The organism is Pseudomonas sp. SWRI50 (assembly GCF_014269095.1).
Lineage (GTDB): Bacteria > Pseudomonadota > Gammaproteobacteria > Pseudomonadales > Pseudomonadaceae > Aquipseudomonas > Aquipseudomonas kermanshahensis.
Genome location: NZ_JABWRW010000002.1, coordinates 173,417 through 193,160 on the forward strand (window position 1 = coordinate 173,417; position 19,744 = coordinate 193,160).

Consider the following 19,744-nt stretch of genomic DNA (forward strand, 5'->3'; position numbering starts at 1 on the left):
CTTTGCAGCCCATCGCAGGCAAGCCAGCTCCTACAGGTATGTGCGAATCCCTGGGAATACGCTGTACCTGTAGGAGCTGGCTTGCCTGCGATGGGCTGCGAAGCGGCCCCAGATTTCCGGGTAGTCAGGAAAACTCGAACGGCGTTAACTGAAAGCCCTGTTCATCGACCTGCAGGGTCCAGCCCCGGCGGTCCCAGTCCCCTAGCACAATGCGCCGTGCCGGTTGCCCGTCCACCACCAGCTTGTGAATCGCCGGCCGGTGGGTGTGACCGTGAACCAGCGTCCTGACACCGTGCGCCGCCATCACCTTGGGCACTTCCTCTGGCGTGACGTCGACGATTTCCGTGGCCTTCATGCGCGTTTGCGTTCGGCTTTCACTGCGTAGCTTGCGCGCCAGCTTGTGCCGCGTGGACAGCGGCAGGTGCCGCAGAATCCAAAGGCTCAACGGATTGCGCAGGTAACGACGCAGCTTCATGTAGGCCACGTCCCGCGTGCACAGCGTGTCACCATGCATCAGCAGCACCTGCTCACCGCCCAGTTCGACAACGCTTGGGTCGGCCAGCAAGGTGCAGCCCGCGGCATCGCAAAAGTCCTGACCAATCAGGAAATCACGGTTGCCGTGCATCAGGTAGACCGCCGTACCGCTGTCGCTCAACTGGCGCATGGCCTGGCAGATCGACTGCTGGAACGGCGTCATGGCATCGTCGCCGATCCACGCTTCGAAGAAGTCGCCCAGGATGTAGAGCGCTTTGGCATGCCGCGCACGGCCATCGAGCAGATCAAGAAACGCCCGGGTGATATCCGGGCGTTCTTCTTGCAGGTGCAGATCGGAGATCAGCAGTATCACCCAATGATCTCGGCTTTCTCGATGATCACGTCTTCTTTCGGTACGTCCTGGTGGCCCGCTTTCGAACCGGTGGCGACTTTTTCGATGGCGTCGACGATTTCACGGCCTTCGATCACTTCGCCGAATACCGCGTAGCCCCAACCCTGCACGTTCTTGCCGCTGTGGTTGAGGAAGTCGTTGTTGGAGGCGTTGATGAAGAACTGCGCCGAGGCCGAGTGCGGCTCCATGGTGCGGGCCATGGCGATGGTGTACTTGTCGTTCTTCAGGCCGTTGTCGGCTTCGTTCTGGATGCTGGCACGCTTGTCACGCTTTTCGTTCATGCCTGGCTCGAAACCGCCGCCCTGGATCATGAAGCCCTTGATCACCCGGTGGAACACGGTGTTCGAGTAGTGACCGGCTTCAACGTATGCCAGGAAGTTGGCAACGGTCAGCGGGGCTTTTTCGGCGTTCAGTTGCAGGACGATGTCGCCGTGGTTGGTGCTCAGTTTGACTTTGGACATGCTGAAATTCGCTCTTTCAAGGCATTAAGGAATTAGGGTGCGCAGTACGCGGGTTATCACCTGACGCAGTATCAGGCGATCGCGACACAATGGCGCGCACAGGCCATTTTGCCAGCCTGCGGCAAAAAGCCGTGATAAATCACGCCAGTTTGTCCGAGCCCGGCTGTCAGCAGCTTGACTGCTTCGGCTATGATAGGCCCTTTGATTCAATCGGCCTACCCAGGCCGGACACGTGCATTCAAGGATCCTATGAGCAAGCCCACTGCCGACAACGCGCCCAACGCCGCTGCCAAAGGCGCCCCCGCTGTCCCTGCGAACTTCCTGCGGCCGATCATCCAGGCCGACCTGGACTCGGGCAAGCACAGCAGCATCGTCACCCGCTTTCCGCCGGAGCCCAACGGTTATCTGCACATTGGTCACGCCAAGTCGATCTGCGTGAACTTTGGCCTGGCCAAGGAATTCGGTGGCGTCTGCCACCTGCGTTTCGACGATACCAACCCGGCCAAGGAAGACCAGGAATACATCGACGCCATCCAGAGCGACGTCAAGTGGCTGGGCTTCGACTGGGCCGGCGACGTGCGCTATGCCTCCAACTACTTCGACCAGTTGCACGATTGGGCGGTCGAGCTGATCAAGCGTGGCAAGGCCTATGTCTGCGACCTGACCCCTGATCAGGCCAAGGAATACCGCGGCAACCTCAAGGAGCCTGGCAAGAACAGCCCGTTCCGCGAGCGCAGCGTCGAAGAAAACCTCGACCTGTTCGCACGCATGAAGGCCGGCGAGTTCAAGGACGGCGAGCGCGTGCTGCGGGCCAAGATCGACATGGCGTCGCCGAACATGAACTTGCGCGACCCGATTCTTTACCGCATCCGTCATGCCCACCATCACCAGACCGGTGACAAGTGGTGCATCTACCCCAACTACGACTTCACCCACGGCCAGTCGGACGCCATCGAGGGCATTACCCACTCGATCTGCACCCTGGAGTTCGAAGGCCACCGTCCGCTGTACGACTGGTTCCTCGACAACCTGCCGGTGCCGGCGCACCCACGTCAGTACGAGTTCAGCCGCCTGAACCTGAACTACACCATCACCTCCAAGCGCAAGCTCAAGCAGTTGGTCGATGAGAAACACGTCGACGCCTGGGATGACCCGCGCATGTCGACCCTGTCCGGCTTCCGCCGCCGCGGTTACACGCCGGCGTCGATCCGCAATTTCTGCGAGATGATCGGTACCAACCGTTCCGACGGCGTGGTCGACATGTCGATGCTTGAGTTCAGCATCCGTGACGACCTCGACCGCACCGCGCCACGTGCCATGTGCGTACTGCGCCCGCTGAAAGTGGTCATCACCAACTACCCGGAAGGCCAGGTCGAGCAGCTCGAACTGCCGCGCCACCCGAAGGAAGACATGGGGGTACGTGTCCTACCGTTCGCCCGCGAGCTGTACATCGACCGCGACGACTTCATGGAAGAACCGCCGAAGGGCTACAAGCGCCTGGAACCGGCCGGTGAAGTGCGCTTGCGTGGCAGCTACGTGATCCGCGCTGATGAAGCCATCAAGGATGCCGACGGCAACATCGTCGAACTGCGTTGCTCGTACGACCCGGACACCCTGGGCAAAAACCCGGAAGGCCGCAAGGTCAAGGGTGTGATCCACTGGGTGCCGGCCGCAGGCAGCGTCGAGTGTGAAGTGCGCCTGTACGACCGCCTGTTCCGTTCGCCAAACCCGGAAAAGACCGAGGACGGCGGCAGCTTCCTGGACAACATCAACCCAGATTCGCTGCAAGTGCTGACCGGCTGCCGCGCCGAACCGTCGCTGGGCCAGGCGCAGCCTGAAGACCGCTTCCAGTTCGAGCGCGAAGGCTACTTCTGCGCCGACCTCAAGGTCAGCCAGCCGGGTCGCCCGGTGTTCAACCGCACTGTCACCCTGCGTGACTCCTGGGGCAGCTAAGGAACCGTCGTGCTTAACATCTACAACACGCTGAGCAAAACCAAGGAAGCCTTCAAGCCGCTGGATGGCAATAAGGTGCGCATGTACGTGTGCGGCATGACCGTGTACGACTACTGCCACCTTGGCCACGGCCGCAGCATGGTGGCCTTCGACCTGGTCACCCGTTGGCTGCGCAAGAGCGGCTACGAGCTGACCTATGTGCGCAACATCACCGACATCGACGACAAGATCATCAACCGGGCCAACGAGAACGGCGAGACCTTCGACGCGCTGACCGCCCGCATGATCGACGCGATGCACGAAGACGAGCGCCGCCTCAACATCCTGCCGCCGGACCAGGAGCCACGTGCCACCGATCACATCGCGGGCATGCACGCCATGATCCAGACGCTGATCGACAAGGGCTACGCCTACGCGCCGGGTAACGGCGACGTGTACTACCGGGTAGGCAAGTTCGTCGGGTACGGCAAACTGTCGCGCAAGAAGATCGAAGACCTGCGCATCGGTGCCCGCATCGAGGTCGACGAGGCCAAGCAGGACCCGCTCGACTTCGTGCTGTGGAAGGGCGTCAAGCCGGGCGAGCCGAGCTGGGAATCGCCGTGGGGCCCGGGCCGTCCTGGCTGGCACATCGAGTGCTCGGTGATGTCCACCTGCTGCCTGGGCGAGAGCTTCGACATCCACGGTGGTGGCAGCGACCTGGAGTTCCCGCACCACGAGAATGAGATCGCCCAGAGCGAGGCGGCCACCGGCAAGCAGTACGCCAATGCCTGGATGCACTGCGGCATGATCCGTATCAACGGCGAGAAGATGTCCAAGTCGTTGAACAACTTCTTCACCATCCGTGACGTGCTCGAGAAGTATCACCCGGAGGTCGTGCGCTACCTGCTGGTGGCCAGCCACTACCGCAGTGCCATCAACTACTCCGAAGACAGCCTGCGCGATGCAAAAGGCGCGTTGGAGCGCTTCTACCATGCACTGCGCGGCTTGCCACGAGTGGCGGCCAAGGGCGGCGAGGCGTTTGTCGAGCGCTTCAGCATGGCGATGAACGACGACTTCGGCACCCCGGAAGCCTGCGCCGTGCTGTTTGACCTGGTGCGCGAGATCAATCGCCTGCGCGACAGCGATCCAGACGCGGCAGCGGGCCTTGCCGGTCGCCTGCGTGAGCTGGGCGATGTGCTGGGTGTGCTGCAGCTGGATGCTGACGACTTCCTGCGTGCAGGTGCAGAAGGCAAGGTCGATGCGGCTGAAGTGGAAGCGTTGATCCAGGCGCGCCTGCAGGCGCGTGCAGACAAGAACTGGGCGGAATCCGACCGTGTCCGTGACCAGCTGACCGCCATGGGCGTGGTGCTGGAAGACGGCAAGGGCGGGACTACCTGGCGCTTGGCCGACTGATCAATGGCGCGAGGGGCTGCCACGCAGCCCTTTCGCGACACGCCACTAAACAGCAGGCAGCGGTTTTCTCCTCAGCACCACTCGCCCTTTCTTCATGCCGACCGCCAGCGCTGACAAAATCAGGGCAATACACAGCCACTCCCAGCCGCTAGGCACCTCATTCACGATCAAGGCTGAGCTGACGATGCCGAATACCGGAATCAGCAGCGACAGCGGCGCTACCGTGGACACCGGGTATTCGCGCAACAGGTAGTTCCACCCCCAATAGCAGAAGTGCGTCGCGGCATACACCTGGAAGACCAGGGAAAAGACCACGACGGCATTCGTCTGCGCTGCCAGTGCCACGAACGGGGTTGCGCCATGCAGCCACCACGTGAGCGACAGCAAGGGTATTGGCGCAAATAGGCTGGCCCATACCACGAAGGCAAAGATCTCCTTCACCTTTGACAGCTTGATGATGACGTTGCCGATGCTCCAGGCCAGTGCGCTGATCAAGACCAGCAGCAACCCTGTTGTCGTGGTTTTGCCCGGGCTTGCTGCGAGGATGCCAACCAAGCCGGTCGCCGCCAGCCCGATGCCGACCAGTTGCGGGCCGGTCAGGGGCTCGCGAAACAGCAAGCAGCCCCACGCCAGGGTAAAGAATGCACTGAACTGAATCAGCAGCGAGGCGCTGCCCGGTGGCACACCCATGGCGATGCCGAGATTGATCAATGCCCACATGGCTACGCCGAAGATCAGGCCATAGGCACCTAACCAGCGGACGGCAACCTTGGGGCGCTTGACGAAAAACACCCACGGCAATGCGCACAGCGCGAAGCGTAAGCCGGTGAGCAGCAGTGGGTCGACGTGGGCCAAGCCCAGTTTGGTGATCGGGAAGTTGAGGCCCCATAGGGCTGTGACCAGGACGGCAAGGGTCAGGTGTTTTCTGTGCATGGTTTGGCAATCTTCTGAGGTCGCGGCAGTGCGCCTTGACGCTTCAGTCACTATGCCGCGGTAACGGTTTGGCCCGCTTTCAATTCAAGGTCGAATCTAATTAAAATCAGGCCATGACCTACGTTGACGATACGCTGTACGACGACACGCCTTGTGATGTGGTGGTGACAAGAAAGGCCTTTGCGGACGGCGAACTGTTCCCGATGCATCGCCATGGTCGCGGCCAGTTTGCCTTTGCCGCTTGCGGCGTGATCACGGTTGCAACCGAATCAGGTAATTGGGCCGTGCCGCCGTTACGGGCCATCTGGGTGCCTGCACAAGTGGCCCATGCCATGCAGATGCGCGGCCCGGTGACCATGCTCAATGCCTATATTTGCCCGCAGGCCGCCGAGCGGGTTGGGTTGCCTGGGCATTGTCAGGTGTTTGCGGTTTCCCCTTTGGTGCAGCAGCTGCTTGAAAAGGCGATCGAAGTGCCTGCGCAGTACCCCCTGCAGGGGCGTGATGCCTGCTTGATGGGCTTGCTGCTGCATGAAATTGCCGACATGCCGGCGCTGTCGCTGAATGCGCCGATCCCCGAGGAGCCGCGCCTTGCGCGGGCATGCAGAGCGTTTCTGGCGGCGCCTTCGCTGCAAACAGGCATCGATGGCATGGCGGACTGGGCCTGCATGAGCCGGCGCACCTTCACGCGCCAGTTTCGCGTGTACACCGGGATCAGCTTTATTGAATGGCGCCAGCAGGCATGCTTGCTGGACGCCGTGGTGCGGCTTGGCAATGGAGAGCCGGTCACCCGCGTCGCACTGGCGCTTGGCTATAGCAGCCCGAGCGCCTTTGCGACCGTGTTCAAGCGCTTGCTGGGCGAGGCGCCCAGCCGCTACTTCGATGCCCCCGTCAATGGGCAATGCAGTACCAGCCTGGCGCCGCCCAGTTCGCTGGCGCCTACCTCCAGCGCAAACCCATGAAGGTCGACGATCGCGGCAACGATCGACAGGCCCAGCCCGAAGCCTGGGTGGCGGTGACCTTCCTCGCTGCGATAGAACCGCTTGAGTACCGCCGTACGTTCCTCTTCAGGAATTCCCGGGCCGCTGTCTTCGATGGCGATGTGCAGGCCTTGGTCGTCCTGCGTCGCCAGCACGCGCACGCGGCCACCCTCTGGGGTGAACTTGATAGCGTTGCCCACTAGGTTGGCCAATGCCTCGAACAGCAGTTCGCGGTCACCGTGCAGCGCCGGTAGCTGCGCGGGCTGCGCAAGTTCCAGGCGGATACCGCCATCCTCCGCCAGCGGCAGGTAGAAGTCGTGCAGCTCTACCAGCAGATCATGCGGGTCGAGTTGTACAAAACCTGCACGCCGCTGACGGTCCTCCAGTTCACTGATGCGCAACAAGCCGCGAAAGCGCGCCATCAAGGTATCGGTTTCGCCAATCGCCTGGTCGAGTGCCTCGGCCTGCGCCGAGTCGGTAGCACTCTGCTGGCGGATTCGGTACAGCTGCGCGCGCAGGCGGGTCAGCGGCGTGCGCAGGTCGTGGGCAATGTTGTCGCACACCCCCTTGACCTCGTGCATCAACCGCTCGATGCGGTCGAGCATGGCATTGACGATGGCGGCAAGCATGTCCAGCTCGTCGCGACGGGCTGACAGCGGCAGCCGGTGGGTGAGGTCGCCGGCGACGATCAACTCGGCCTGGGCCTGAATCGCGCGAATGCGCTTGAGCGGCCTGCGCCGCAGCAGGTACCAGCCGGCAAACCCGGGGATCAAGGTCAGGGAAATACCCCAGAGCAGGGCATGCAAGATGATCCGCGTGACCACGAACAACGAGCCATTGTCCCGTACCAGCACCAGCCAACGGCCATCCTGCACTTTGATGGCCACGGCGTCGCAGCTGTCGCGTGGCATGTGCGGGTCATCGGCGTCCAGGCAGCGTTTGAGCTCATGCACCTTGCCGTCCAAACCTAGCTCTGAAGGCAGCGTGCGCAGGCGGCCGCCAAGCGGGTTGAGCTGGGCATCGAACAGGCCGTAGGCATCGAAGCTGCGCTCCTCGAACGCCTGGCTGGCAATCAAGGCGTCGTCCAGTTGCTTGCCGCTCATGTGTGCGAACAGGTGCTGGCGCTGCAGCATGGAATGGCGAGTCAGTTTGTTCAGGTAGCTGGAGACCTCGAAGTACAGCACCCCCATCAGGATGCTGCTCCAAGCCACGAACAGAAAGCTGTACAGCGCCAGCAAGCGGCTGGTTGACGAGCTCCAGCCCTTAGACGGGTTCAGCAATGGCATAGCCGGAGCCCCGTACCGTACGGATCAGCGGCGATTGGCCGGGCGAGTCGATCTTCTTGCGCAAGCGGCCGATATGGACGTCGATGAGGTTGGTGCCCGGGTCGAAGTGATAGCCCCAGACTTCTTCGAAGATCATCATCCGCGTGATCACCTGGCCGCTGTGGCGCATCAGGTATTCGAGCAGTTTGTACTCGGTCGGCAGCAGGTTGAGGGTGTGCTCGCCGCGGCGTGCTTCGTGGCTGATCAGGTCCAGCTGCAGGTCGGCGACTTGCAGGCGGGTCTGGGTCATAGGCACGCTGTTGCGGCGCAGCAGCACCTCGACACGGGCGGCCATTTCGTCCGAGGCGAACGGCTTGGTCAAGTAGTCATCCCCCCCGGCACGCAGGCCACGCACGCGTTCGTCAACGTCGGACAGGGCGCTGATCATCAGGATCGGCGTGGCGATTTTCAGGTTGCGCAAGGTCGTGACGATGGTCAAGCCATCGACTTCGGGCAGCATACGGTCCAGGGTAATCAGGTCGTAGCCACCGGCAATCGCCTTGGCCAGGCCTTCCCGGCCATTGTCGGCCCAATCCACGTCCAGGCCGTGGCTGGAGAGTTCGGCGACGATTTCCTGGCCGGTGACGGCGTCGTCTTCGATGGTCAGTACGCGTGGCATGCTGGTTCCTGGGCGGCGAATAGAGGCTTGATTGTGCCAAAGAATAGACAAACGGCGATTTAAGAAAAATTCATCTGGCGCTTCGGGCCCGACCCAGCAGCCAAAAAAAGGGGGCATGCCATCATCTGGCATGCCCCTTTGTCAGGCTTGCAAAGCGCCTCAGGCGACCTTGACGATCCAGCCTGCCGGTGCTTCGACGTCACCGCTCTGGATGCCAGTCAGCTCGTTGTAGAGCTTTTGGGTTACCGGGCCGACTTTTTCCAGGTCATGGAAGACGTGCAGCTTGCCGTTGTACTCGATGCCACCGATCGGGGTGATTACCGCAGCGGTACCGCAAGCGCCTGCTTCGATGAAGCGGTCGAGGTTGTTGATCTCGACATCGCCTTCGATCACTTTCAGGCCCAGGCGCGAGGACGCCAGTTCCATCAGCGACAGGCGGGTGATGCCTGGCAGCACGGAGGCCGACTTCGGAGTCACGAACTCATTGTTGGCGGTGATGCCGAAGAAGTTGGCCGAACCGACTTCCTCGATCTTGGTGTGAGTCAGCGGATCGAGGTAGATGGCGTCGGCGAAGTTGGCTTTCTTGGCTTCAGCACCTGGCTGCAGGCTGGCAGCGTAGTTGCCACCGACTTTGGCCGCGCCGGTGCCTTGCGGGGCGGCACGGTCGAAGCTGGAGATCTGGAAGTTGTGCGGCTTCATGCCGCCTTTGAAGTACGAGCCAACCGGGATGGCGAAGACCGAGAAGATGAACTCGGGGGCGGTGCGCACGCCGATGTTGTCGCCGGTGCCGATCACGAACGGGCGCAGGTACAGGGCGCCTTTGCCATGGGGCGGCACGAAACGCTCGTTGGCCTTGACCACTTGCTTGCACGCTTCGATGAACACATCGGTCGGCACCTGTGGCATCAGCAGGCGGGCGCAGCTGCGCTGCATGCGTGCGGCGTTCTGGTCCGGGCGGAACAGGTTGATCGAGCCGTCCTTGCAACGGTAGGCCTTCAGGCCCTCGAAGCACTGTTGGCCGTAGTGCAGGGCAGTGGAGCCTTCACTGATGTGCAGTACGTTGTCTTCGGTCAGGGTGCCCTTGTCCCACTCGCCATTGCGCCATACGGACAGGTAGCGTTTATCGGTCTTGATGTAGTCGAAACCCAGCTTGTCCCAGTTAATGCTCTCGTTACTCATGACACCCTCGATTGTCTTGCAGATGCCCGATCGCTCGGGCTGCTGTTATATGCGCACCACGCCACGATAATACATCCGTCGCGGATCGGGAACGGCCAGTCACGAAACAGCGTGCGATTGGGTGGGGGGAGGGAGGTGTAGGCCTTGGGTTTTTCAGCGCCTATGAGATCGAGCGCTGCGCGGGCGGCGCTCGATCTCATAGGCGGCGAAGATCTACCGTCGTTCATATGAAGGCCCACACCCCTCAACGCCCCCGCAACCGCTTGCCCCAATCCCCGCCGTGGCTACGGCTACAAGCCTCTTCACTGTCAAAGCGCACATGCCAGGCCGGGTGATCCAGCCGTATCCCCACTTCATCAAGCGCCTGACAGGTCAACGCCAGCATCCGCGCTTTGGCCACCCCAGCCAGCGCTGCAGCTTTGTCTGCCTCGCGCTCGAATACCCAGGTAATGCGCAGGCTGGCAGGAAAACTGTCGGGGTCAAGGTGATGGGTGAGCCAGGTGAACCCGACAATCTCTGCCTTGGCCGTTTCGCAGGCCTCCGTCAGGCAAACCACCAGCTCACGCTCCACACGGGCCATTTCGCGCTTGCCCATGGCCTTCATTGCGCGGCCTCATCATCAATTTGCTGGCAGAAGCGCAGGCGGTTGCCAAACGGGTCATGGACCTGCATCTGCAGGCCCCAGTCCAGGCGCTCGGCTTCGGGGCGGGCGTAGCCGTAGCGTTTGGCCTGCAGTTCGTGCTCGAGGGCGCGCAGGTCGTCGAGGCGGGCGAACACGGTCGAACCCGGGGTGGCATCGCCGTGGTGTTCGCTTAGGTGCAGGATCAGCCCATCGCGGTGGATTTGCGCGTACAGGGGCAGGTCCGGGCTGAACCGGTGTTCCCAGTCCAGGCTGAAGCCGAGGAAGTCGAGGTAGAACTCTTTGGCTTTTTCGACCGAGAAGATACGCAGTACCGGGATGGCGGGGGCGAGCGGCATAGGGCGTCCTTGGCCGTTGATGAAGGTGCAACTGTAGCGCAGATGCGCCGATGCTTGTGCGTGTGTCGCGCAATGGCCGACGGCAATGGTTGACCACCTGCCAGCCACTGCGTAGCCTTGCCACTTCGAGGTTCTTCGCCAAGCCGAAGCTAAGACGGGAACGCGGTATAAGCCGCGGCTGCCCCCGCAACTGTAAGCACCGACAACGGGTCGACACAGCCACTGCGCAAGCGCGCGGGAAGGCGTCGCGCCCTCCAGCCCTGTTATTCAAAGCACGGCAGGTACGGTGCGAGCCAGGAGACCTGCCTCGAGGCGATTTCGACTTTCAACCGGGCGGGGTGATCCGGTGGCGAACAAGCCCGGCCGACCTGGCCCGTGGCTTTCGTCCTGCATGCCCGCGCCATCTTGCCAAGGGCATCGCGACATGAAAACACTGGCCAAACTCCCCGTCACCATCGTTACCGGCTTCCTCGGTTCGGGCAAGACCACCTTGCTTCGCCACATGCTCGACAACGCCCAAGGCCGCCGTATCGCGGTGATCGTCAATGAATTTGGCGAACTGGGCATCGATGGCGAGATCCTCAAACAGTGCAGCATCGGTTGCACCGAAGAAGAGGCCAGCGGCCGCGTGTACGAGCTGGCCAATGGCTGCCTGTGCTGCACCGTGCAGGAAGAGTTCTTCCCAGTAATGCGCGAGTTGGTCGCACGCCGTGGCGACCTTGACCACATCCTCATCGAAACCAGTGGCCTGGCGCTGCCAAAGCCGTTGGTACAGGCCTTCCAGTGGCCAGAAATCCGTAACGCCTGCACCGTCGATGCGGTCATTACCGTGGTCGACAGCCCGGCTGTGGCGGCCGGCACCTTTGCCGCCTACCCAGACCAGGTGGACGCACAGCGCAAGCTGGACCCGAACCTGGACCACGAGTCGCCGCTGCACGAACTGTTCGCTGACCAGTTGGCCAGTGCCGACCTGGTGGTGCTGAACAAGGCCGACCTGATCGACGCCGAAGGCCTGGCCAAGGTCCGAGCCGAGGTGGCCGAGGAGCTGCCGCCCGCCGTCAAGGTGATCGAGGCCAGCAGCGGCCGTCTGCCACTGGATGTACTGCTGGGCGTGGGCGCCGAGTCCGAGGTGCACATCGATGGCCGCCGTACCCACCACGATTCGCACCACGATGGCGATGATCACGACGATCATGACCACGACGCCTTCGATTCGATCTCCATCGACCTGCCAGAAGCCGACGAAAGCCTGTTGCTCGATGCCCTGACCCAGTTGGTGGTCGAGTTCGGCATCCTGCGCGCCAAAGGTTTCGCCGCCATCCCGGGCAAGCCGATGCGCCTGCTGGTGCAAGGCGTGGGTACCCGCTTCGACAAGCACTTCGACCGCGCCTGGCGTGCCGACGAGCCGCGTATCACGCGCCTGGTGCTGATCGGTCAGGACCTGGATGCCGTGCAGCTCGAAGCGCGTCTGCGCCAGGCCTTGGGCGCCTGACCCATGCACCTGCTGCGGACCCAGCCCGGCGGCTTCGTGCCGGATGACAGTATTGCCGACCTCGGCCAGACACCCGCCGAACTGGTGATCCTCTGCAGCGGCGATTCACACCTGGCATTGCTTGCCGATACCGCCGAGCAATTGCCCGATGACTACCCCAGCCTGCGCCTGGCCAACCCGATGCAGGTACAGAACCACGCCTCGGTCGACCTGTATGTCGACGAGGTGCTGCGCCATGCCAAGGTCATTGTGGTGTCGCTGCACGGGGGCGTTGGCTACTGGCGCTATGGCGTCGAGCAACTGGTCGCCCTGGCGGCCCGCGGCGTGCAGCTGGTTCTGGTGCCGGGCGATGATCGGCCGGACCCTGAGCTGACCGGCCTGGGCACCGTGACCGGCGATCAGGCCGAACGCCTCTGGCACTACCTGCGCCAGGGCGGCAAGGCCAACGCCCTCAACCTGTTCAACTGCCTGGCCAACCAATGGCTGGGCCGTGACTATGCGTGGGACGAGCCGCAGCCATTACCACGCACCTCGGTGTATCACCCGGCCAAAGGCAGTGCGCTGCTTGAGGACTGGTACGCGCAGTGGCACCCGGAGCATCCGGTGGCACCGTTGCTGTTCTACCGGTCACACCTGCAAGCGGCCAACACCGCGTTCATCGACGTCTTTTGCGAGCGTTTGCTGGCGGCGGGGCTCAACCCCTTGCCGATTGCCGTGGCCAGCCTCAAGGAAAGCGCCTGCTTCGAACAGGTCGAAGCCTGGCTGGATGAAGTCGGCGCGGAGGTCTTGATCAACACCACGGGGTTTGCCTTGTCCAGCCCCGAACGCCCCAACCTGCGCCCGTTCCGCCGCGACATCCCGGTGTTGCAGGCCATTTGCGCGCAGGACAACCAACCGGCGTGGGAAGCCAGCGAGCAGGGCCTGGGCGCGCGTGACCTGGCCATGCACATCGTTTTGCCGGAGCTGGACGGGCGAATCATCACCCGCCCGGTCAGTTTCAAGGACATGGCCTGGCGCAGTGAGCGCAGCCAGTCCGACGTAGTCTGTTACCGCGCCCACCCCGAGCGCATGGATTTTGTCGCCGAGCTCGCTCGGCGCTGGGTAGAGCTGGCCCGGTTAGCCAATGGCCAGAAGCGCGTAGCCTTGGTGTTGGCCAACTACCCGACCCGTGACGGCCGGATTGGCAACGGGGTGGGGCTGGATACGCCGGCAGCGGCCTTGAATATTCTCAAGGCACTGCAGGCAGAAGGGTATCCGTTGGCGGGCCTGCCAGGCACTGGCACGCAGTTGATCCAGCAGTTGCTGGGCGGTGTGACCAATGACCTCGATCACCTGGACCAACGCCCGTGCGCGCAAAGCCTGAGCCTGGATGACTACCAGGCTGCGTTTTCCCGCCTGCCTGAAGCCAACCGCCAGGCAGTGCTGGAGCGCTGGGGGCCGCCTGAGCAAGACCCGATGTACCGCAGTGGCCGCTTGATGGTTGCGGGCTTGCGCTATGGCCTGACTTTCGTCGGCATCCAGCCGGCGCGGGGCTATCAGGTCGATCAAAGCGCGGTGTATCACGACCCTGACCTGGTGCCGCCACACGCGTACCTGGCGTTTCAATTCTGGCTGCGCCATGCCTTTGCCGCCGACGCGGTAATCCACGTCGGCAAGCACGGCAACCTGGAGTGGCTGCCTGGCAAGGGGGTAGGGTTGTCTGCGCAATGCTGGCCCGACGCGCTGCTGGGCCCGCTGCCGAACATCTACCCGTTCATCGTCAACGACCCAGGTGAAGGCGCCCAGGCCAAGCGCCGAACTCAGGCGGTGATCATCGACCACCTGATGCCGCCGCTGACCCGCGCCGAAACCTATGGCCCGCTGCGTCACCTGGAACAACTGGCGGACGAATTCTACGAGGCGCAGCTGCTCGACCCGCGGCGTGCCCGCGAGCTGCAGCGCGACATTCTTGAGCTGGTCAAGGCCAACCACATCGACCGGGAACTGCAACTGGAAGGGCAGCTGGACGATGCCGCTGTGTGGCTGCCGCGTCTGGACACCTACCTGTGTGACCTCAAGGAATCGCAGATTCGCGATGGCTTGCACGTGTTTGGCCAGTCGCCCGAGGGCCGGCTGCGTTTGGACACCCTGTTGGCCTTGCTGCGTGTGGAGCGCGGTGACGGCCGGGGTGGCAATGCCAGCCTGTTGCGTGCGCTGGCCAAGGCCCTGGTGCCGGGCTTCGACCCGCTCGATTGCGACCTTGGGCAGCCGTGGCTGGGGCTGCGGCCCGGGCCTTTGCAGGCGATCAGCGACGCGCCATGGCGCACCTGTGGCGATACCCGCGAGCGCCTAGAGCTGCTGGCCTTGCAGGTGATAGAGCAGGCGCTTGGCGGCACGCTGGTGCTGCCCGCCTTGAGCGAATGGCAACCGGTACGTGATGTGGTGCAGGCATTGTGTGACGCGGTGGCGCCGAGCCTGGATGCTTGTGGTGCGGCCGAGGTCAACGGCCTGCTGGCGGCCCTGGCTGGCCGTTTCGTGCCGGCCGGCCCGAGTGGCGCCCCAAGCCGCGGTCGCCTGGATGTACTGCCGACCGGGCGCAACTTCTATACCGTGGATGTACGCAACCTGCCCACCACCACGGCCTGGCGCCTGGGCTTTGCCTCGGCGAGCCTGATTCTCGAGCGCCATCTACAAGACCATGGCGACCACCTGCGCCAGTTGGGCCTATCGGTATGGGGCACCGCGACCATGCGCACCGGCGGCGACGATATCGCCCAGGCCATGGCCCTGATGGGGGTACGCCCGGTGTGGGCTACCGGTAGCCAGCGGGTCGACGATTTCGAAATCTTGCCGCTGAGCCTGCTCGACCGCCCGCGGGTGGACGTAACCTTGCGGGTGTCGGGGTTCTTCCGCGACGCGTTCGGCAACTTGATCCGCCTGTTCGATGCTGCAGTTCAAGCGGTGGCGGCGCTGGATGAGCCTGATGACCTCAACCCGCTGGCAGCGCGTGTGCGCAGTGAGCGTGAGGCACTGCAGGCGCAGGGCGTGCAACCTGAGCAGGCGGCGCGCCAGGCGGGTTGGCGGGTATTCGGGGCCAAGCCCGGTGCCTACGGTGCCGGTGTGCAGAATGCAATCGATGGCCGCTTGTGGCACAGCCGTGACGACTTGGCTGAGGTCTACCTCAACCATGGCGGGTACGCCTATGGCGGCAGTGATGAAGGCACCCCGGCCCGTGAACAGTTCGCCCGCCGCCTGGGGCAGGTCCAGGCGGTACTGCAGAACCAGGATAACCACGAGCATGACCTGCTCGATTCCAACGACTACTACCAGTTCCAGGGTGGCATGCTGGCCGCCTCGGAAACCTTGTCTGGCGCGTCGGTGGCCAGCTACCACGGCGACCACAGCCAGGTCGATCGGCCGCGTATCCGCACCCTCAAGGAGGAGCTCAACCGGGTCATTCGTGCCCGTGCGCTCAACCCCAAGTGGATCGACGGGGTAAAGCGCCATGGCTACAAGGGTGCCTTCGAGATGGCGGCAACGGTCGACAACCTGTTCGCATTCGATGCCACCACGCACCTGATCGACGACCATCATTATCAGTCGCTGGCCGATGCCTATGTGCTCGACCCTGCGACCCGCGATTTCATGCGCGAGCACAACCCCGAGGCGCTACGCGACCTCACCGAACGCCTGCTGGAGGCCCAGCAACGCGGCCTGTGGGAGGCGCCCGGCGATTACCGCGAAGCCCTTGAGGCGCAACTGCTCGACGGCGAGGAACAGGCTTGAAATGAGTGAACCCGTACAATTTCCGCTGGCCGCCGTGGTCGGTGCCGACGCGCTGAAACTGGCCCTGTGCCTGACCGCCATCGACCCGAAGATCGGGGGCGTGCTGATTGAAGGCCCGCGCGGCATGGCCAAGAGTACCTTGGCCCGTGGCCTCGCCGACCTGCTCGGCGAGGGGCCGTTCGTCACGCTGCCGTTGGGCGCCAGTGAAGAGCGCTTGGTCGGCACCCTCGACCTGGACGCTGCGTTGGGGCAGGGCAAGGCCCAGTTTTCACCCGGTGTGCTGGCCCAGGCCGATGGCGGCGTGCTGTACGTGGACGAGGTCAACCTGTTGCCCGATACCCTCGTCGACCTGTTGCTCGACGTGGCCGCCAGCGGCACCAACCGCATCGAACGTGATGGCATCTCGCACCGGCACAGCGCGCGTTTTGTGCTGATTGGCACCATGAACCCAGAAGAAGGCGAGTTGCGACCGCAGCTGCTTGACCGTTTTGGCTTGAATGTGGCCCTCGAAGGCTTGCCGGAGCCTCAGGCGCGCCAGCAGATCATCCGCCGCCGCCTTGCGTTCGACAGCGACCCCCAGGCCTTCTGCGCGCAATGGGCAACTGCCCAGGCGCAACTGCGCGAGCGCTGCCAGCAGGCGCGCCACGACCTCGCCCAGATTGCCCTGGACGACCAGGCCCTGGCCTGGATCACCGAGCGCTGCTACGCCGCCGGGGTCGATGGCCTGCGGGCGGACCTGGTCTGGCTGCGCGCAGCACGCGCGCACTGTGCCTGGCGCGGCGGCGAGGCCATTGATGAAGCCGATGTCGAGGCGGTGGCCGAGTTCGCTTTGCGCCATCGCCGCCGTGTATCGCCCCAGCAGCCGCCGCCTTCGACACCGCCTGAGACGGGGCAGCAGAGCGCAAGCAGCCAGGGCAGCCAAGGCGGGCAGGGTGACTGGGGCGCGCTGCCACCACAGCCAGTGACCAGTGGTGCGCGCCGTGAGGTGCCGAACTGGGCAAAAAAGCCCTGAGCATCCGCCAGCGAAAAGCCCAAGGGACGGATGCCAGGCCACGTGCTGGGCAGTTGAAAGGCGCCAGCCGTGGCCGTGTACACAGCACCACTTCGGGCCGAGTAGCCTGGCTGCCGACTTTGCTCAAGGGGCGGCCACGGCTGCGTGAAGACCTGTGCTGGCAACAGCGCAAGGCTCAGCCTGGCGAACTGTGGCTGGTGATCGTCGACGCCTCGGCCTCAACCCGCCGTCACCAGGCGCTGGCGCAGACCAAAGGTTTGCTGGCGGCGTTGTTCGACCAGGCATACCGTCAGCGGGCGCGGTTGGCCCTGCTGACAGCGAGCGGGCAGACGCCGCAGTGGCAGCGACACGGCCTCAAGGCCTCGGCGGCCTTGCAGCCCTGGTTGCAAGCACTGGGGGCAGGGGGCGGCACACCGTTGATCGCCGCGTTGGAGCAAGCGCGGCAGTGGCTGCAGGCGCGGCAGCAGGCTCACCCTCATGAAGCTGTGCGCTGCCTGGTATTTACCGACGGTCGGCTGCAGCACTCGGATAACGTGCAACCGATGGGCTGTGCCACGTTACTGGTCGACATGGAGCTGGCGCCCGTTCGTCTGGGCCGTGCGCAACAATTGGCTGCGCAACTGCAGGCCGATTATCAGCACCTGGAGCACTTCAAGGTCGTGGATTGAATAACAGTGCGGCGTGATACTGCGACACAATGTCGCAATAAGGTGTCGCAATAAGAAAAGTTGCAGCGGCAGCAACTGAGAAGTTGCACAAGTGCGTGGCAGGGCACGCACTTGGAGGGGCAATCGCAATTACTTCGGCATCGACCACGGTTGCAGGTCATAACCTTTTTCGCACAGCTCGGCGCGCACTTCCTCGATCAGGCTGGCCCATTGCGCAGGGTCGGAATAAATGCGCGAGGACACTTGCTTGCTGCCGATGCGGGTGCTGGTCCGGTCGATCACTGCCAGGCTCAATTCACCAGTACCATTGGGCGCATCCCAGGCTACGCACTGGAAAGGTTCGAAGGCGTGGTCGGCAATCAGCAGTGCTTCGTTGACACGGAGCGGGGCATTCATGGTTCGGTCTCTCTATGGTCCCAAACATCGAAGTGAAGTCCGCGTTGCTTTAAATTCGCCTCAATCATCGCGATATGCAGCGCGGGGTTATGTGTACTGATGCTCGTTGTCCGGGGGCAAGTCACACATTGGGTGTAAAAATTTGTGTCAGGGTTGAATCCGTTCTTGCCTGCGCCGCCATGGGATGTCGATAAAGTGCGAAAATTCCCGTCAGGGTTTGTAAAAAAATGATTCGGCAGACAGACGGTACTGGGCACCGTCAAGTTCGTTGCTACTGTTAATTGGGCGCCACAACTTGCTGTTTTACTTCACAAAACCAAACTCTGGCGCCAAGGAACGGTCATGCAGCAACCCGCTTCCCAACGCCGTTTGCTCATCGTCGACCCCTGCGACGACTGCCACCGTTTATTGCCAGGCCTGCGCAGTGCCGGCTGGGATGTGGACAGTTGTATGCTCGGCGCTGCCCTGGACCACGCCTGTGATGTCGGCCTGCTGCGGCTGCAGGCATCGCACCTGCGCCATCCCGACGCTGTCAAGGACATGATCAAGCGCAGCAATACCGAGTGGATCGCCGTGCTCAGCGCCGAGCAGTTGCGCATGCAGAACGTCGGTGATTTTGTCTGCGAGTGGTTTTTCGACTTCCATACCTTGCCGTTCGACGTTTCCCGCGTTCAGGTTACCCTCGGGCGTGCCTTCGGCATGGCGCGGCTGCGTGGCAAGGGTGCGGTGCGGGTGGATGACTCGGTTCACGAGTTGCTGGGTGAGAGCCGGCCGATCCGCGAGTTGCGCAAGCTGTTGGGGAAACTGGCGCCCACCGAGTCGCCGGTTTTGATCCGTGGCGAGAGTGGCACAGGCAAGGAGCTGGTGGCGCGCACCCTGCATCGGCAGTCGCAGCGGCACGATCAGCCATTCATCGCGATCAACTGCGGGGCGATACCCGAGCACCTGATCCAGTCCGAGCTGTTTGGGCACGAGAAGGGTGCCTTTACCGGTGCGCATCAGCGCAAGGCCGGGCGAATAGAGGCGGCGCATGGCGGTACCTTGTTCCTGGACGAGGTGGGTGACTTGCCGTTGGAACTGCAAGCCAACCTGCTGCGCTTTCTGCAGGAAAAACACATTGAACGGGTCGGTGGCAGCCAGCCTATCCCCGTGGATGTGCGGGTGTTGGCGGCGACCCACGTGGACCTTGAAAAAGCCATCGAACAGGGCCGCTTTCGCGAGGACCTGTATTACCGGCTGAATGTGTTGCAGGTGGTGACGGCGCCACTGCGAGACAGGCATGGTGACCTGTCGATGCTGGCCAGCCATTTTGCCCATTTCTACAGCCTGGAGACCGGGCGCAGGCCGCGCTCGTTCAGTGACCATGCGTTGGCGGCCATGGGCCGGCATGACTGGCCGGGCAATGTGCGTGAGCTCGCCAACCGAGTGCGGCGCGGGCTGGTGTTGGCAGAAGGGCGGCAGATCGAGGCGCAGGACCTGGGCTTGCAGATCGAGCAAGAGCAGCCGCCGCTGGGTACCCTGGAGCAGTACAAGCACCGGGCAGAGCGCCAGGCTTTGTGTGATGTGCTTAACCGGCACAGCGACAACTTGAGCATCGCTGCGAAAGTACTCGGGATCTCGCGGCCGACATTCTATCGGCTGCTGCACAAGCACCAGATTCGTTGACGCCTGCCTGTGTAGGAGCAGCCTTGAGCTGCGAAGAGGCCGG

At 63.1% G+C, this 19,744-nt stretch carries 17 protein-coding genes and 1 riboswitch; of the genes, 8 read left to right on the plus strand and 9 right to left on the minus strand.

From position 1 onward, the window contains the following. Nucleotides 1-124: 124 nt before the first annotated feature. Together HU750_RS02955 and HU750_RS02960 are read right to left on the minus strand one after the other, a co-directional pair. On the minus strand, nt 125-847 hold the full coding sequence (locus HU750_RS02955) for a UDP-2,3-diacylglucosamine diphosphatase (protein ID WP_085273483.1): 723 nt from the start codon (nt 845-847) through the stop codon (nt 125-127). Further along, entirely contained in the window at nt 844-1,347 is a 504-nt protein-coding gene (locus tag HU750_RS02960) for a peptidylprolyl isomerase (protein WP_186676526.1), read from the minus strand. Before HU750_RS02960 ends, HU750_RS02955 begins: the two co-directional genes overlap by 4 nt. A gap of 249 nt (nt 1,348-1,596) precedes the next feature. Between HU750_RS02960 and HU750_RS02965 the strand changes: the two genes are divergently transcribed. Both HU750_RS02965 and cysS read left to right on the plus strand, forming a co-directional pair. Beyond that, the gene (locus HU750_RS02965; protein ID WP_186676527.1) at nt 1,597-3,300 is read left to right on the plus strand and encodes a glutamine--tRNA ligase/YqeY domain fusion protein; all 1,704 of its coding nucleotides are present in this window, start codon (nt 1,597-1,599) and stop codon (nt 3,298-3,300) included. A 9-nt stretch (nt 3,301-3,309) separates the two neighbouring features. Next, nucleotides 3,310-4,692 carry a cysteine--tRNA ligase gene (gene cysS, locus HU750_RS02970; RefSeq protein ID WP_186676528.1) on the plus strand — a complete coding sequence of 461 codons (1,383 nt, stop codon included), beginning with the start codon at nt 3,310-3,312 and terminating at the stop codon, nt 4,690-4,692. Nucleotides 4,693-4,737: 45 nt separating this feature from the next. On the opposite strand, the gene HU750_RS02975 is transcribed toward cysS, so the two are convergent. Further along, entirely contained in the window at nt 4,738-5,625 is an 888-nt protein-coding gene (locus tag HU750_RS02975) for an EamA family transporter (RefSeq protein WP_186676529.1), read from the minus strand. A gap of 113 nt (nt 5,626-5,738) precedes the next feature. On the opposite strand from HU750_RS02975, the gene HU750_RS02980 reads away from it, so the two are divergent. Next, on the plus strand, nt 5,739-6,584 hold the full coding sequence (locus HU750_RS02980) for an AraC family transcriptional regulator (RefSeq protein WP_186676531.1): 846 nt from the start codon (nt 5,739-5,741) through the stop codon (nt 6,582-6,584). Here HU750_RS02980 and HU750_RS02985 read toward each other — a convergent pair. The 5 genes from HU750_RS02985 to HU750_RS03005 form a co-directional block, all read right to left on the minus strand. Next, nucleotides 6,497-7,888, minus strand: coding sequence for a sensor histidine kinase (locus HU750_RS02985; RefSeq protein WP_186676533.1), 1,392 nt, complete (start codon nt 7,886-7,888; stop codon nt 6,497-6,499). The two genes, HU750_RS02980 and HU750_RS02985, sit on opposite strands and share 88 nt — an antisense overlap. After that, nucleotides 7,866-8,546 (minus strand): response regulator transcription factor, encoded by a 681-nt coding sequence (locus HU750_RS02990; RefSeq protein WP_027594822.1) that lies wholly within the window; start codon nt 8,544-8,546, stop codon nt 7,866-7,868. The genes HU750_RS02985 and HU750_RS02990 overlap by 23 nt, the downstream gene beginning before the upstream one ends. Before the next feature lie 159 nt (nt 8,547-8,705). Then, entirely contained in the window at nt 8,706-9,725 is a 1,020-nt protein-coding gene (locus tag HU750_RS02995; RefSeq protein WP_186676535.1) for a branched-chain amino acid aminotransferase, read from the minus strand. Between the two features lie 244 nt (nt 9,726-9,969). After that, a complete protein-coding gene (locus HU750_RS03000; RefSeq protein ID WP_085273476.1) occupies nt 9,970-10,329 on the minus strand; it encodes a hypothetical protein in 360 nt (119 codons plus the stop codon). After that, nucleotides 10,326-10,703, minus strand: a complete 378-nt coding sequence (locus HU750_RS03005; protein WP_186676537.1) for a glyoxalase superfamily protein — start codon at nt 10,701-10,703, stop codon at nt 10,326-10,328. Before HU750_RS03005 ends, HU750_RS03000 begins: the two co-directional genes overlap by 4 nt. A 111-nt stretch (nt 10,704-10,814) precedes the next feature. Continuing rightward, nucleotides 10,815-11,027, plus strand: a riboswitch (cobalamin riboswitch). Nucleotides 11,028-11,127: 100 nt separating this feature from the next. On the opposite strand from HU750_RS03005, the gene cobW reads away from it, so the two are divergent. Genes cobW through HU750_RS03025 form a run of 4 tightly spaced genes read left to right on the plus strand, consistent with a single transcriptional unit; the run spans nt 11,128 to nt 17,640 of the window. Continuing rightward, entirely contained in the window at nt 11,128-12,195 is a 1,068-nt protein-coding gene (cobW, locus tag HU750_RS03010; protein ID WP_099429505.1) for a cobalamin biosynthesis protein CobW, read from the plus strand. 3 nt (nt 12,196-12,198) lie between these two features. Then, complete coding sequence (gene cobN / locus HU750_RS03015) at nt 12,199-15,960, plus strand: cobaltochelatase subunit CobN (protein WP_186676540.1); 3,762 nt, start codon at nt 12,199-12,201, stop codon at nt 15,958-15,960. 1 nt (nt 15,961) lies between these two features. Further along, nucleotides 15,962-16,972, plus strand: a complete 1,011-nt coding sequence (locus tag HU750_RS03020; protein WP_186676546.1) for a magnesium chelatase ATPase subunit I — start codon at nt 15,962-15,964, stop codon at nt 16,970-16,972. Nucleotides 16,973-17,025: 53 nt separating this feature from the next. Continuing rightward, nucleotides 17,026-17,640 carry a vWA domain-containing protein gene (locus HU750_RS03025; protein WP_225935652.1) on the plus strand — a complete coding sequence of 205 codons (615 nt, stop codon included), beginning with the start codon at nt 17,026-17,028 and terminating at the stop codon, nt 17,638-17,640. A gap of 129 nt (nt 17,641-17,769) precedes the next feature. Here the strand turns inward: HU750_RS03025 and HU750_RS03030 are convergent, their stop codons facing one another. Continuing rightward, nucleotides 17,770-18,036: a hypothetical protein gene (locus tag HU750_RS03030; RefSeq protein ID WP_013972506.1), complete on the minus strand. Its 267-nt coding sequence runs from the start codon at nt 18,034-18,036 to the stop codon at nt 17,770-17,772. 342 nt (nt 18,037-18,378) lie between these two features. Here HU750_RS03030 and HU750_RS03035 point away from each other — a divergent pair, with 342 nt between their 5' ends. Beyond that, nucleotides 18,379-19,701 (plus strand): sigma-54 dependent transcriptional regulator, encoded by a 1,323-nt coding sequence (locus HU750_RS03035; protein WP_186676548.1) that lies wholly within the window; start codon nt 18,379-18,381, stop codon nt 19,699-19,701. Nucleotides 19,702-19,744 lie beyond the last annotated feature (43 nt).

Coding starts and splice junctions, on each gene's coding strand:
- HU750_RS02975 (WP_186676529.1), bottom strand. CDS start 5,625: ATGCACAGAAAACACCTGACCCTTGCCGTCCTGGTCACAGCCCTATGG.
- HU750_RS02960 (WP_186676526.1), bottom strand. CDS start 1,347: ATGTCCAAAGTCAAACTGAGCACCAACCACGGCGACATCGTCCTGCAA.
- HU750_RS03035 (WP_186676548.1), top strand. CDS start 18,379: ATGCAGCAACCCGCTTCCCAACGCCGTTTGCTCATCGTCGACCCCTGC.
- cobN (WP_186676540.1), top strand. CDS start 12,199: ATGCACCTGCTGCGGACCCAGCCCGGCGGCTTCGTGCCGGATGACAGT.
- HU750_RS02965 (WP_186676527.1), top strand. CDS start 1,597: ATGAGCAAGCCCACTGCCGACAACGCGCCCAACGCCGCTGCCAAAGGC.
- HU750_RS03030 (WP_013972506.1), bottom strand. CDS start 18,036: ATGAATGCCCCGCTCCGTGTCAACGAAGCACTGCTGATTGCCGACCAC.
- HU750_RS02980 (WP_186676531.1), top strand. CDS start 5,739: ATGACCTACGTTGACGATACGCTGTACGACGACACGCCTTGTGATGTG.
- HU750_RS02985 (WP_186676533.1), bottom strand. CDS start 7,888: ATGCCATTGCTGAACCCGTCTAAGGGCTGGAGCTCGTCAACCAGCCGC.
- HU750_RS02995 (WP_186676535.1), bottom strand. CDS start 9,725: ATGAGTAACGAGAGCATTAACTGGGACAAGCTGGGTTTCGACTACATC.
- HU750_RS02990 (WP_027594822.1), bottom strand. CDS start 8,546: ATGCCACGCGTACTGACCATCGAAGACGACGCCGTCACCGGCCAGGAA.
- HU750_RS03000 (WP_085273476.1), bottom strand. CDS start 10,329: ATGAAGGCCATGGGCAAGCGCGAAATGGCCCGTGTGGAGCGTGAGCTG.
- HU750_RS03020 (WP_186676546.1), top strand. CDS start 15,962: ATGAGTGAACCCGTACAATTTCCGCTGGCCGCCGTGGTCGGTGCCGAC.
- cobW (WP_099429505.1), top strand. CDS start 11,128: ATGAAAACACTGGCCAAACTCCCCGTCACCATCGTTACCGGCTTCCTC.
- HU750_RS03005 (WP_186676537.1), bottom strand. CDS start 10,703: ATGCCGCTCGCCCCCGCCATCCCGGTACTGCGTATCTTCTCGGTCGAA.